Origin of the sequence: Mesorhizobium sp. M0923, assembly GCF_040319365.1 — a bacterium.
GTDB lineage: Bacteria > Pseudomonadota > Alphaproteobacteria > Rhizobiales > Rhizobiaceae > Mesorhizobium.
Genome location: NZ_JAMYNW010000009.1, coordinates 66188 through 79708 on the forward strand (window position 1 = coordinate 66188; position 13521 = coordinate 79708).

Below are 13521 nucleotides of genomic sequence, written 5' to 3' on the forward strand. Positions count from 1 at the left end.
CGCGAAATGTCGGGCGAAGATGGCCGGTCCAGAATGCTCATGCGGTCAGCCGGCGGCGCTGCTCATTCAAGCGCGGCGCCTTGTGGAACTTGCCGTCCTTCATGATGGCGAGGATGCGGTTCTTGTCCTGCAGGATGCGCACGTCCGATATCGGGTCGCCGTCGATCAACAGCAGATCGGCGAGATAACCTTCCTTGATCATGCCGAGCTCGTCGCCCATCCCCATGATCTGTCCGCCATATTTGGTCCCGGCCTGGATTGCCTCCATCGGCGAGAAGCCAAGCATCTCGACGAAGGTCTGGATGTCCTTGGCGTTGGTGCCTTGCGGCGTCCAGGCAAAACCGTAGTCGCCACCGATGCAGACGCGGATGCCGCGTCGATGCATCTTCTTCATCGTCTCGATGCACATTTCGAGCTCACGCTCATATTCGAGCGAAAGCGGCGAACCAGGCTTGATGCCCCATTGCTCGGCATGGCGCGCGGTGTTGATCAGCCAGGCGATGCCGGGGGCCACGAAATGCTTGTCCTTGGCCGCCTCGAGCATGTCCAGAGCTTCCTCGTCGGCAAACGAAGCGTGGTAGATGTTCTGGATGCCATGACGGACGCACTGCTTGACCGAGCCGGATGAGCGCGCATGTGCCGACAGCACCTTGTTGCGGCACCGCGCCTCGGAGGCGGCCATGGCGACCTCTTCCTCCGACATTGGCGTTTCTTCGGCGCCCATGCCGGTGATGCTTTCGCCTGACAGATTGAGCTTGATGGAATCGACACCGTATTTGATCAGCTGGCGCACCGTGCGGCGGATTTCCTCGGGACCTGAGACGACGATGCCGAGATTGAGGCCTTCATGCGGAATGTGCGAAGGCGCGGAATCGCCGAGGCCGCCGACCGTCGTGATCTCGGGACCGGCGGCGAGGTAACGCGGTCCGGGAAAACGCCCCTGATTGATGAATTTCTTGCACACCACGTCGAGCCGCGGCTTGGCGGCTGCGGCGCCGCGGCCGGCAGTGAAGCCGGCGTCGAGTACCAGCTTGGCCATCTCCATGGTGACCAGCATGTGCTCTTCCACCTCCATCATCTGGATCGGGTCGATGCCGGGCGCGTTGTTCCAGGAGAGATGCAGATGCGCGTCGATCATGCCCGGCATCAGCGTCGCGCCCATGCCGTCGATCGTTGTGACACCGCCTGACAAGCCGCTGTAGGAGGACGACACAGCCGGCGAGCCGAAACGCGACGAGCCCTTGGTGATCTGCTTGATACGGTTGCCCTGAACCAGCACTTCGCCGGTGTAGGGGTATTCGCCGGTCGCATCGAGCACGCGCACATTGGTAAAGAGCGTGCTGCCCGGACCGTTTCCGTTCCAGCCGTCGTCTGCCATCAGAAAACCTCCCAAACTGTCGGGCGCACTGTTTTTACGCCCGAATTCCGATCCTCACCTATCAACGCGTCTCAAAAAATCGGCGAGCCTTTGGCTGCTTTCGCGGGGGCACTCCACCGTGGCCCAATGTCCGCACCGATCGAGAGACAAGAATATCGCTCCCTTTATCCTGTCGGCAAGCGCCTGGCCGACGCTCATCGGATTGACCGTATCGGCGTCGCCGGTAACCAAAAGGGTCGGCGCTGAAATCCGGCGCGTATCCACAGCCGTCGCCTTGGCCAGGGCTTCGCAGCTGCGGGCATAGGCTTCCGGGTCCTGCCTGGTGATGGATTCGCGCACGAAGGCGACGGCGGCCAGCGAGGTTTCCCTGGTATGTGCCGACAGCGCATTGGTGACGATCTGGTCGGCGATGTCGGCGATACCGCCCGATCGCGCCAATCGCGCCCGGTTGGCAAGGCCTTGCCGCGTCGCCTCGGCCGGCTCGGCGAGAGCACCGAACAAAACCAGCGACCTGACCAGCGACGGCTGCATCGCTGCGACCAACTGACAGACGATCGTGCCCATGGAGTGGCCGACGAAATGCGCCCGGGTGACGCCCATGCCCGCCATGGCGCGGATGACGGCGTCGCTCATTAGCTCGATCGTCAATGGATCGAGCGGCCGCGGCGAGCGGCCGGATCCAGGCAGGTCGAGGCGGATGACCCGGTAGGCCGAGAGCGCCTCCAGCTGCGGCTGGAACATGTTCGAGGTTCCGCCGAGACCGTGGATCATCACCACCGGCTCGCCCTCGCCGGCGACTTCCGCGACAATCGGACCGACGGTGACAGTTGTCATTGCACCCGCTCCACGATCCGGTTCTCCAGCGTCCCGATGCCGTCGATCTCGACCCGCACAATGTCGCCGGCTTTGAGATATTTCGGCGGATCAAAGCCGATGCCGACACCGACCGGCGTGCCGGTGGCGATGATGTCGCCCGGCTTCAAGGTGATGCCTTGCGAAAGCGTCGATATGATCGTCGGAATATCGAAGATGAGCAGCGATATTTTGGAATTCTGGCGGAGGTCGTCATTGACGAAACAACGTACCGAAGCGTTTTCCAGGTCGAGCTCATCCTTGGTGATCGCCCATGGCCCCATCGGGCAAAACGTATCCTGCGACTTACCGATTAGCCATTGGCTATATTTTCCCTGCAGGTCGCGGGCAGTGACGTCGTTGACAATCGTATAACCCCAGACGTGATCGTAAGCCTCGGCTTTCGAAATGCCGCGTCCGCCCTTGCCGATAATGACCGCCAGTTCCGCCTCATAATCGATCGCAATCGATATGGAAGGGTCGATCAGCACGTTCGAATGTGTTGCAACGACCGATTCGGGGACCTTCGAGAAAATGATCGGATGTTGCGGAATGGCGCCGGCACCGGCGCTCGAATCGAAGCCGCTGCGGGCAAACTCGTGGGCGTGTTCATAATAATTCTTGCCGACGCAAAAGATGTTGCGGGCAGGCAAAGGTATCGGCGCCTCGATCTCGACCTGCGCCAGCGGAACCGGCGACAGCGTGCGCGGCATCCCGGCGCCGTTGCGCCGCAACAGCGCCAGCACGCCAGACAGCGCCTGGTCAACAGGGATATCGAAGGGGGCGACCGACTGATTGTCGACATCGACAACGCCGACGCGACGTTCGCCTGCAATCGAAAACGTCGCGACCTTCATTCGTTCCTCCCTGAACCTTTTATGAGCCAATATAAGCTCTTTCGTTACACGCTATCGCCGATTGGTTTAGGCTGCAAGAGGGTTTTCGTCACTTGTCGCGGTAAATCGGGCCTTGACCTCATCAGGTACTGGACCGGCAGGGCGCCGGCTGATAGTATTGGTTCAACATTGGATCAGATTAAAAGCTCTCAACAAATGCCCAAGCTCGTCGCCAACGACATCGCCACTGTGCTGAAAAAACGGATTTCGGCCGGCGAGTGGCTTCAGGACGGGCGGATGCCGCCCGAGCGCGACCTTGCGGCCGAGTTCGGCGTGGCGCGCAATACGGTGCGTCGTGCCGTCGGCTTCCTGGAGGAGGACGGAACGGTTGTCCGGCATGTCGGGCGCGGCACTTTTCTGACTGCGACCAATCCCGATTCCATCGCGGCGACGGTCACGCGGATGGAAGGCACCAGCCCCGCCGACATGATGGAGATCAGGCAGTTGCTGGAGCCAGCGGCGGCGGCCTTCGCCGCCACAAATGCCAGCATGGCGGAACTAAACGCGGTTCGCGAAGCGCATCAGACCGCATGCGCTGCCGAGGACATGCCGGACTTCGAGCATTGGGACGCCGAGTTCCATCACTGCGTCTTCGCCTGCTGCCGCAATGACTTCCTGAAAGAGATTCACAATCTCATGCGCACGATCCGCAACCAATCGCCGTGGTTCGAAATGAAAAAGCGCTCATTCTCGGAGGAGCGCAGGCGCGTTTATTGCGACGAGCATCAGACAATATTGGACGCATTGCTGCGCCGCGACCCGGAAAGCGCCAACCAGGCGATGCTCGCCCATCTCAAGACAGTCGAGCGCAACCTTCTGGGCCGCTAATAGACGCGCGGCTCAAGGAGAGCGGGTGAGATGCGTCCAACGACTAAGCCTTCAGTACCGAGACGGCCAGTTCGCTGTTGTGGACGTATTCGTTGGCGTCAGGCTGCTTCTGCACGAGCAGGATGAACAGCAGGTCGGTGAGCGTCAGTTGTGCGTCGCGCGCGGTTATCGACGAAGAGCGCGCGCGCTCTTCATCGGCGATCGTGTGGAGGCGAATGTCGGCAACGCGGCTCAGCGGATTGTCGCGAAGTCCAGTGACGGCGATCACGGTGGTGCCACGTTTGCGAGCCAGTTCGGCTATCCGCAGGGTTTCGATGCTCGCCCCGGAATAGGAGAGCGCGAACAGCACGTCGCCTCGTCCAAGCGTCGAGACATTGGCCATTTGCACATGGCTGTCGCTGTCGTGCAGCACGTTGCGGCCGAGCTTCATCAGCTTGTAGGAGAAATCGCGCGCCACGAGCGAGGATGCGCCGACGCCGGCCAGATGAATGCGGCGCGCCCCGTTCAACGCTTCGAGGGCTTTGCCGATTTCCTGCTCGGTGTTGGCTGCGACGGTCTGTTGCATCGACAAGAGCTTGCTGCCGATCAGCTTGCGCAAGATGACCAGATAGCTGTCGCCGACCTCGATCGAACCGTGGATCATGCCGGCCGGCACGTGCCATTCCTGCGACTTGGCCTCGCTGACGGCGAGCTTGAGCTCCTGATAGCTGGCATAGCCGAGCTTCTGGCTGAACTTGACGACGCTCGACTGACTGCGGCCGATTTCGGCGGCGAGCGCCGCCGTCGACAGGCGCAGCATCTGGTCGGGATTGTCGACGATGTACCGCCCGATCTCGCGATCGCCGGGCGCCATGATCTCGAGCTTGGCCTCGATCTTCTTCAGGACGGACATGCGTTCCCCTGTTGCCAGTCATCGACAATGCCAAGCCAAGGAATAAATTATTCCGTTCCTGATTGACAGCCAAGAATGATCTATCAAATCTCGACCCGTGCGGTTTCGGCCTGGCCTTTCGCCCACACCAACGATTCGGACATGCACGGGAATTCGGACATGAAAGATCGCCTGCAAGCGCGTAGACTCGCCGACACCTTGGATTAGGGCAGAGCCATGGATAGATTGCGGATCGTCGGCGGGCACAGGCTTGAGGGCGCGGTGACGATCTCCGGCGCCAAGAACGCGGCCTTGCCGCAAATAGCGGCAGCTTTGCTCAGCCCCCACCCGCTGCAGCTGACCAACCTGCCTGAGGTGACCGATGTCGACAACATGCTTGGCGTCGTCGGCCTTCATGGGGCTGAAGTCACCAGATCGGCGCATGCCGCCACAATCGATGCCAGTGCTGCCGTCTCTAGGGAGACAAGCTACGACACAGTCAGGCGCATGCGCGCGACGGTGCTGGTTCTCGGTCCGCTGCTTGCCCGCTTCGGCCATGCCCGGGTCTCGCTGCCTGGCGGATGCGCGATCGGCGCACGGCCGGTCGACATGCATGTCGCCGCGCTTGCGGCACTTGGCGCCGACATTGCCATCGAAAACGGGCTGATCGTCGCGTCTGCGCCGGGCGGACTGAAAGGCGCGCGCATCGTTTTGAGCTCGCCGTCGGTCGGCGCGACCGAAACTGCGATGATGGCGGCGACGACTGCACACGGCGAGACCGAGATCCTCAACGCGGCCCGCGAGCCGGAGGTGGCCGATCTTGCCGCCTGCCTGAACGCCATGGGCGCGCGGATCGAGGGCGCCGGCACGCACCGCATCCTGATCGCGGGCCGCACAGACTGGCGCGCCGCCACGCACGACATCATCCCGGACCGGATAGAGGCCGGCACCTATGCCGTCGCAGCGGCTATCACCGGCGGTCAGCTCGAGCTGACCCACGCGCGGCTCGAGCACATGGCATCCGTCGTCCAGCTGCTCGAAGCAGCCGGTGTGAAAATATGGCCGGGCGACCGCGGGCTGATCGTGTCGAGAGACGGGCCACTCGAGGCGGTCGACGTGACGACGGAGCCCTATCCGGGCTTTCCGACCGATCTTCAGGCGCAGTTCATGGCGTTGATGTGCTGTGCCGAGGGCGCTTCGCTGTTGCGCGAGACGATCTTCGAGAACCGTTTCATGCATGTGCCCGAACTGATGCGGCTCGGCGCCAATATCAAGCTGCAAGGCACCATGGCGCTGGTGCGCGGAGGCGAGAAGCTGAAGGGCGCGCAAGTGATGGCGACCGACCTGCGCGCCTCCGTCTCGCTGGTGCTGGCGGCGCTGGTGTCCGAAGGCGAGACAACGATCAACCGGGTGTACCACCTCGACCGTGGCTATGAGCAGCTGGACCGCAAGCTCCGCCTGTGTGGCGCCCAGATCGAGCGGATAAGTGGATGAGTGCCGGCGCGGTGTCTCCGCATTATTTCCTGGGCGTCGATGGCGGCGGAACCGGCTGCCGGGCGCGTATCGAAGACGAGGCAGGAACTGTGCTCGGGCAAGGCCTGTCGGGCCCGGCGACAACGCGGCTCGGTATAGAGGCGGCCTGGGCCTCGATTGCCAAAGCCTTTGGCGCGGCGATCGAAGAGGCAGGGTTCGCGGCGGTGGAAATCGCCAGGATCCGCGCCGGCATCGGTCTTGCCGGCATCGGCCGCAAGGGTGTGCTCGAGGCGTTTCGTGGCATCGAACATCGCTTTGCGAGCATCGACTTCGTCAGCGACGGCGTCGCGGCTTGCCTTGGCGCTCATTCGGGTCAAGACGGCGCCATCGTCATAGCCGGGACCGGTTCGATCGGGCTCGGCTTTGTCGAAGGGCGCGACCTGCGCGTCGGCGGCTACGGTTTTCCGATTTCCGACGAGGGCAGCGGCGCCGATCTCGGACTAAAGGCAGTGCAGCTTGCCTTGCGTGCCCATGACGGCCGGCATGAGCGGACGGCGCTGCTGACCGAGGTGATGCAGCGCTTCAGGGACGATCCGTTCGAGGCGGTGGCCTGGATGGACCGCGCCAGCGCGACCGACTATGCCGCCTTGGCGCCGATGGTGATCCGCCACGCCGACCAGGGCGATCCGGCCGGACGGCGCATCGTGCAAGGTGCTGCCGAGCAGGTCGACACGTTCGTGCGGGTGCTGTTCGAAAAGGGCGCGCCGCGGGTTACGCTGCTCGGCGGTCTGTCCAGCCCGCTAGAGCCATGGCTCGCTCCCGACGTCCGCCGACGTCTGAAGCCGGCCGATGGCGATGCGGTTTCGGGAGCCATAATCCTGGCTAGGAAATCCCTGTGTCAGCGATAGTGCTCCTGCCTTAAGGAATATTATATTCCTAGAATCCGTTGACACGAGGAATATCGAATTCTAAAAAGTTAACCAAGCAGAAGCAAGTTGCCGGTCGCCGGCTGCGGGCACTGGACGTCGGCTGGCACCGCATCACATTCCTGCTCACAGCAGATTGAAAGCAAGCAAGTGGTCGAACACGGGTTGATGTCGGAGCTGGAGCGATTGGTTTCCGAGGACCGGAATCCGAAGACGATGGACATCGATCTGTTGCCGACCCTCGAGGTGCTGCGCAAGATCAATGACGAGGACAAAGGCGTTGCGGCAGCCGTCGAGAAGGTCATCCCCGACATTGCTGCGGCCGTGGACCGGATCGTGAGCGCGTTCCAGAAAGGTGCACGCCTTGTCTATATGGGCGCGGGCACGAGCGGCCGGCTTGGCGTCCTCGACGCCTCGGAATGTCCGCCGACCTTCGGCGTGCCCGAGGACATGGTGATGGGCCTGATCGCCGGCGGCGTCGACGCGCTGGTGCACTCCGCGGAAGGCGCGGAGGACGATCCGAAGCAGGGAATAAAGGCGCTGCAGGACATCAAGCTGACCGCCGGCGACGTGGTGGTCGGCATCGCTGTCAGCGGACGCACACCCTATGTCATCGGCGGCTTGACCTATGCCAAGCAGGTGGGAGCCACCACCGTGGCGCTGTCCTGCAATCCGCGATCGACCATTGCCGGAATTGCCGATATTGCCATCTCTCCGGTGGTTGGACCGGAGGTCCTCACCGGCTCGACCCGGCTGAAATCGGGAACCGCGCAAAAGCTGGTGCTCAACATGCTGTCGACCGCCAGCATGATCCGCATCGGCAAGAGCTATCAGAACCTGATGGTTGACCTCAATCCAAGCAACAAGAAGCTGATCGCCAGGGCGGTCAGGATCGTGATGCAGACGACCGGCTGCGCGGCGCAGCAGGCACGACAGGCACTCGACCAGACCGGCAATGACGTAAAACTGGCAATCCTGGTGACGATCACCGGCATGGGCGTCGAAGAAGCACGTAAGGCGCTTGCCAATGCGGGAGGTTTCCTGCGCAAGGCGATAGGCGAAAAGACGGTGTAAGACCGCATGGATGCTGGGCCGATGTTCCGGGGCGTGTGTCCCTTTGAAGCGGTCCGGGGAACTGCAAGGCATCAGGTTTAACAATAATGGGAGACGACAATGGTACGGCACATTGGCAAGAAACTGCTTTCCGGGATGACGCTTGCGGCAATGCTGGCCATTGCCGCGGCACCGGTGCAGGCGAGTGCGGCGACGCTGCACATGGCCTGGTCGCAGGACGCCACCGGTCTTGATCCGCACAAGCAGACGGCATTCTCCTCGCTGCGGTTGCTGGAGCTGATCTATGAACCGCTGGTACGGCTCGACGCCAATCTGCAGATCACGCCCGCGATTGCCGACTCCTGGCAGTTCTCGGCGGACGGCAAGGAGCTGAGCTTCAGGCTCAATCCGAAAGCAAAATTCCAGAACGGCGCCGCCGTGACCTCGGCCGACGTCAAGGCATCTTTCGAGCGCATACTCGACGAGAAGACCGGTGCGGCCGCCCGCGCCAACTTTCTCTCGATCGCCAGCATCGACACGCCCGATCCAGCCACCGTCGTGTTCCACCTCTCGCAGCCGGATGTGCCGATCCTGACGGCGATGAGCGACGTCAATGCCGCGATCGTCCCGGCAAGCGAAATCACGGCCGGCTCGATCGGCACGACGACGGTCGGCTCGGGTCCGTTCAAGCTCGAAAAGTGGGATCCTAATTCCAAGGAAGTGCTTGTCGCCAACAAGGATTGGGCGGGCGGCGCGACCGGTGTCGACGGCATCGAGATCAGCGTGCTGCCGGACGAAACGGCGATCCTGGCGGCGATGCGCACCAAGCAGATCGACTTCGCCCTGCTCAACGATCCACTTGTCGCCACGCTGGTGCCCAAGGAGGCCAGCCTGCAGTTGAACCGCGTGCCGGTGCTTGCCTACCACGTGCTGCAGCTCAATCCGTCCCGCAAGCCGATGACCGAACTCAAGGTGCGTCAGGCGATCTCCTGCGCCATCGACCGGCAGGAAGTGCTGGACACCGCCTCGCTCGGCGAAGGCAAGGTCACCGGCCCGCTGACCATCCCGGCGCTGGCGACCGATCCGAGCCAGTTGTTCTGCTACAAGCGCGACGTCGAGAAGGCCAAGCAACTGATGACTGAAGCCGGCTATGCCGACGGCTTTTCGGCGACCGTGATCGGCGCCACCGGCGAGCCGCCGACAGCAGCGGCGGAAGCCCAGGTCATCCAGTCGCAGCTCGCCGAAATCGGCGTCAAGCTCGACATCAAAATGATGGAGCTCAACGTCTATGTCGATGCATGGCTGAAGGGCGATTTCGACATGGCCGTCGCGCTGAACGGCGGCAGGGCCGATCCCTACACTATGTATAATCGCTACTGGACCAAGACCGGCAATCTGCAGAAGGTGGCGAACTATATCGACGATACGCTGGACGGCCTGATGCAGAAGGGCCGCACCGAGACCGACCCGGCGGCGCGCAAAGCGATCTTCGCCGACTTCGAGAAGCACATCACTGAGATGTCGCCCTGGATATGGCTCTACACGTCCTACAGCTACACGGCCCAGCAGAAGAATATCGCGGGATTCGAACCGGTGCCGACAGGTTCGCTGTTCAGCCTCGCCAAGGTGACGATCCAGTAGCTGCTTCGATGCCGGACGAGAGGATATTCTTCGCGTGAACTATCTGATGCGGCGACTGGCGACCTTCCCTCTCGTCCTGCTTGGCGTGTCCATCGTGGTGTTCCTGGCAATCCGGATGGTTCCGGGCGATTCGATCACGGCGATGCTGGGAAGCGAAGCCGGCCTGCTGACGCCTCCTCAGCGCGACGCGCTTGCGGCCTATTTCGGCATCGACCAGCCCTGGTTCATCCAGTACTGGCGTTGGCTGCTTGGTCTTTTCCAAGGCAATCTCGGCATTTCGTCCACCTATGGCAGGCCGGTGCTCGGCGTTATTCTCGAACGCTTCCCGCTGACGCTGGAGCTTGCGCTGCTGTCGATGATCATCGCCCTTGTCGTCGGCATGCCGGCCGGGATCTTTGCCGCCACCCACAATGAGAAGCTTTCCGATCTCGGCGTGCGCGTTGTCGCAATGATCGGACAATCGACGCCGAACTTCGTCCTTGCACTGCTGATCATCTACACGCTGTCGGCGGGGTTTGGCGTTTTGCCGGCGATGGGCGAGTTTTCGCCGCTGTGGCGGGATCCGCTGCGCAATCTCAGCCAGCTGTTGCTGCCGGCCGTCACGCTCGGTTTCGCCTTCGCGGCGTCGGTCACCCGTATATCGCGTTCGGCGATGCTCGACGTGCTGAGCGACGATTACGTCAGGACCGCGCGCAGCAAGGGCGTCTCGGCGCGCGGCGTCATCTGGCGGCATGCTTTGCCCAATGCGCTCATCCCGGTCGTGACGCTGAGCGGCATAGAGTTCGGCTATCTCCTGGGCGGGGCAGTCATCGTCGAGCAGATCTATGCGCTGCCCGGTCTCGGCCGCATGGTGCTGGACGCCATCCTGCAGCGCGACTATGCGCTGGTGCAGGGAAGCGTGCTGTTCATCGCCTTCAACTTCATGATCGTCAATCTCCTCGTCGACCTCGCCTATGTCGCGCTCGACCCGCGTATTCGGCTAAGCGAGCACTGATGGCGACATTGCGGGCCATACTTGCGCACACCAGCGGCCGCATCGGCGGTGCCATCGTTGCGCTTTATCTGCTGCTTGCCGTACTTGGCATGCTGGGGCTGACGCCGGACAATCCGCTGACGCAGCACCGGGTCGAGCGGCTGCATGCGCCTGACAGCACTTACTGGATGGGCACGGACCTGTTCGGCCGCGATGTCGCAAGCCGGCTGATGACCGGGATCGGCCAGTCCTTCCTCGTGGCCTTCTTTTCGGTCGCCTTCGCGACACTGGCCGGCACCGTGCTCGGGCTGGCGGCAGCCTGGTTCGGGCGCCGCTGGGACGGCCTGGTGATGCGCATCATGGATGTGCTGCTGGCATTCCCGGCGATCCTGCTGGCGCTGCTGATCGTCGCGGTTGCGGGACCGGGAACCTGGACCAGTGTCGTCGCCATTGCCATCGTCTACACGCCGATCTTCACGCGCGTGGTGCGCGGCCCGGCTCTGTCGCTCAAGGCGCGTGAGTTCGTCGACGCGGCCCGCACGTTCGGCAGCAGCTCGAGCTACATCGTGACACGGCATCTGCTGCTCAATCTGGTCGCGCCGTTGACCGTTCAGGTGACGCTGGCGCTGGCCTGGGCACTGCTCACCGAAGCCGGCTTGAGCTTCCTCGGGCTCGGCACGCAGCCGCCCGCCGCGTCGCTCGGCCTGATGCTGAGCGACAGCCGCAACCTGATGGAGACAGCTCCCTGGTTGATGATCTTCCCGGGGGTGGCGATCATGATCAGCATCCTCGGTTTCAACCTGCTCGGCGATGCGTTGCGCGATGTGCTCGACCCGAAGACGCGGAGATCGATCGCATGATCCCGCTGCTGTCCGTCAGCGGTTTGCGCGTCGGCTTCGGCCGAAAGCCGTCAGCCAATGAGGTCGTGCGCGGCGTCAGCTTCGATCTCGCTGACGGCGAAACGCTGGCCATCGTCGGCGAAAGCGGCTCGGGCAAATCGGTGACGGCGCTCTCGATCAATCGCCTTGTCGATTATGGCGGCGGCCGCATCACCGCGGGCTCGATCAAGCTGAAGCGGGCCGACGGCAGCATGTTCGACCTGACCGCCGCGGCCGAGCCGCAGCTGACGAAGATCCGCGGCGGCGAAATCGGCATGATCTTCCAGGAGCCGATGACCTCGCTCAATCCGGTGCTGACCATCGGCAGGCAGATCGAGGAGTCGTTTCGCCTGCATCGCGGCCTGACCGGCCGGCAAGCGACGGCGGCGGCCAAGGACGCGCTCGACCGTGTGCGCATTCCCGACGCAGCACGGCGGCTGAAATACACGCCCAACCAGCTTTCGGGCGGCATGCTGCAGCGGGTGATGATCGCCATGGCGCTCGCCTGCAACCCGCGCCTGCTCATTGCCGACGAGCCAACGACGGCGCTGGATGTTACGGTGCAGGCGCAGATCATGGCGTTGCTCGCCGAGTTGAAGCAGGAAACCGGGATGTCGATGATCTTCATCACCCACGATATCGGCTTGGTTGCAGGTATCGCCGACAAGGTGATGGTGATGCAAAGCGGAGAAGCTGTCGAGCAAGGCGCGCTGAACCAGATATTGGACGATCCGCAGCATCCCTATACGCGGCATCTGCTTCATGCGGTGCCGCATTTCGCCGGCGGCAGTGCGACACGCAAAGACATGCAACGCGAAAAGCAAAAAGCTACCGAGCCGGCGCTGAAGGTCGATGGCCTCGTGGTGCGATTTCCCGTCAAGGGTGGCTTTTTCAGCCGCGCCAGCGGTGCCGTGCATGCGGTGGACGGTGTGGATTTCGACTTGATGCCGGGCGAAACATTGGCCGTCGTCGGCGAGAGCGGTTCCGGAAAATCCACCGCCGCCCGTGCGATTCTGGGGCTGGTGCGCTCGACGCGCGGCACAATCTTGGCCAGCACGCGCAAGGCCGCCGCCGGGCAGAGCGCCCTTCCCGTGCAGATGGTGTTCCAGAATCCCTATGGCTCGCTTAATCCCAGGCTCGCCATCGAAAGCATTCTTGCGGAACCGGTGATCGCCACGGGCGGGCGGATAACTGCTGAGACGCGAGCGAAAATGGCCGCGCTGCTGAACCGCGTCGGCCTGCCGGAAAACAGCCTGCAGCGTTATCCGCACGAATTCTCCGGCGGCCAACGCCAACGGCTGTGCATTGCCCGTGCGCTGATGCTCAATCCCTCCGTTGTCGTCCTCGACGAAGCGGTTTCGGCGCTCGACGTATCGGTGCAGGCCAGAGTGCTGGAGCTTTTGATCGAGCTGCAGAGTGAATTCGGGCTGGCCTATCTGTTCATCTCGCATGACATGGCTGTGGTCGAGCGGATCGCCCATCGCATCGCGGTCATCTATGCCGGCCAGATCGTCGAGATCGGCGATGCCAGATTGGTGCTCTCGGAGCCGAAGCACTCCTATACCAAACAGCTTATCGCGGCCGTTCCCACCATAGACCGGCGGCATGAACGTTTCGAGCTGGACACGCGCCAGGTTCCCTCGCTCGTGCGTCCGCTGGGATTTGAGCCGGGCCCGGCAAAATGGCAGCAGTTCGGGCCGGATCATAGAGTACGGGTGGAAGTGTGATGATTGTCGCCCGAAAGCATGCAGA

12 protein-coding genes are annotated in these 13521 nt (G+C 62.7%); 8 read left to right on the forward strand and 4 right to left on the reverse strand.

Translation table 11 applies throughout. The annotated features are described in order from the left end of the window. Positions 1-37 precede the first annotated feature (37 nt). The 3 genes from NKH89_RS17060 to NKH89_RS17070 are packed head-to-tail and all read right to left on the reverse strand — an operon-like array spanning position 38 to position 3087. Positions 38-1378 (reverse strand): metal-dependent hydrolase family protein, encoded by a 1341-nt coding sequence (locus NKH89_RS17060; protein ID WP_352493952.1) that lies wholly within the window; start codon positions 1376-1378, stop codon positions 38-40. Positions 1379-1432: 54 nt separating this feature from the next. Further along, on the reverse strand, positions 1433-2212 hold the full coding sequence (locus tag NKH89_RS17065; RefSeq protein WP_352493951.1) for an alpha/beta fold hydrolase: 780 nt from the start codon (positions 2210-2212) through the stop codon (positions 1433-1435). After that, entirely contained in the window at positions 2209-3087 is an 879-nt protein-coding gene (locus tag NKH89_RS17070; protein ID WP_352493950.1) for a fumarylacetoacetate hydrolase family protein, read from the reverse strand. Before NKH89_RS17070 ends, NKH89_RS17065 begins: the two co-directional genes overlap by 4 nt. Before the next feature lie 21 nt (positions 3088-3108). Here NKH89_RS17070 and NKH89_RS17075 point away from each other — a divergent pair, with 21 nt between their 5' ends. Next, positions 3109-3954, forward strand: a complete 846-nt coding sequence (locus NKH89_RS17075) for a FadR/GntR family transcriptional regulator (RefSeq protein WP_245278491.1) — start codon at positions 3109-3111, stop codon at positions 3952-3954. 43 nt (positions 3955-3997) lie between these two features. Here NKH89_RS17075 and NKH89_RS17080 read toward each other — a convergent pair whose 3' ends face one another. Then, the gene (locus tag NKH89_RS17080; protein WP_023716700.1) at positions 3998-4846 is read right to left on the reverse strand and encodes a MurR/RpiR family transcriptional regulator; all 849 of its coding nucleotides are present in this window, start codon (positions 4844-4846) and stop codon (positions 3998-4000) included. Between the two features lie 216 nt (positions 4847-5062). On the opposite strand from NKH89_RS17080, the gene murA reads away from it, so the two are divergent. The 7 genes from murA (at position 5063) to NKH89_RS17115 (ending at position 13496) form a co-directional block, all read left to right on the forward strand. After that, entirely contained in the window at positions 5063-6319 is a 1257-nt protein-coding gene (murA, locus tag NKH89_RS17085) for a UDP-N-acetylglucosamine 1-carboxyvinyltransferase (protein ID WP_352493949.1), read from the forward strand. Next, positions 6316-7206 (forward strand): glucosamine kinase nucleotide-binding domain-containing protein, encoded by an 891-nt coding sequence (locus NKH89_RS17090; protein ID WP_352493948.1) that lies wholly within the window; start codon positions 6316-6318, stop codon positions 7204-7206. Before murA ends, NKH89_RS17090 begins: the two co-directional genes overlap by 4 nt. 186 nt (positions 7207-7392) lie before the next feature. Continuing rightward, the gene (murQ, locus tag NKH89_RS17095) at positions 7393-8298 is read left to right on the forward strand and encodes an N-acetylmuramic acid 6-phosphate etherase (protein ID WP_502896899.1); all 906 of its coding nucleotides are present in this window, start codon (positions 7393-7395) and stop codon (positions 8296-8298) included. A 99-nt stretch (positions 8299-8397) separates the two neighbouring features. Beyond that, the gene (locus NKH89_RS17100) at positions 8398-9918 is read left to right on the forward strand and encodes an ABC transporter substrate-binding protein (RefSeq protein ID WP_352493947.1); all 1521 of its coding nucleotides are present in this window, start codon (positions 8398-8400) and stop codon (positions 9916-9918) included. A 34-nt stretch (positions 9919-9952) separates the two neighbouring features. Further along, positions 9953-10912, forward strand: coding sequence for an ABC transporter permease (locus NKH89_RS17105; RefSeq protein ID WP_352482735.1), 960 nt, complete (start codon positions 9953-9955; stop codon positions 10910-10912). After that, on the forward strand, positions 10912-11751 hold the full coding sequence (locus NKH89_RS17110; RefSeq protein ID WP_023716694.1) for an ABC transporter permease: 840 nt from the start codon (positions 10912-10914) through the stop codon (positions 11749-11751). Before NKH89_RS17105 ends, NKH89_RS17110 begins: the two co-directional genes overlap by 1 nt. Beyond that, on the forward strand, positions 11748-13496 hold the full coding sequence (locus NKH89_RS17115) for an ABC transporter ATP-binding protein (protein WP_352493946.1): 1749 nt from the start codon (positions 11748-11750) through the stop codon (positions 13494-13496). The genes NKH89_RS17110 and NKH89_RS17115 overlap by 4 nt, the downstream gene beginning before the upstream one ends. The last annotated feature ends 25 nt before the right edge of the window (positions 13497-13521 follow it).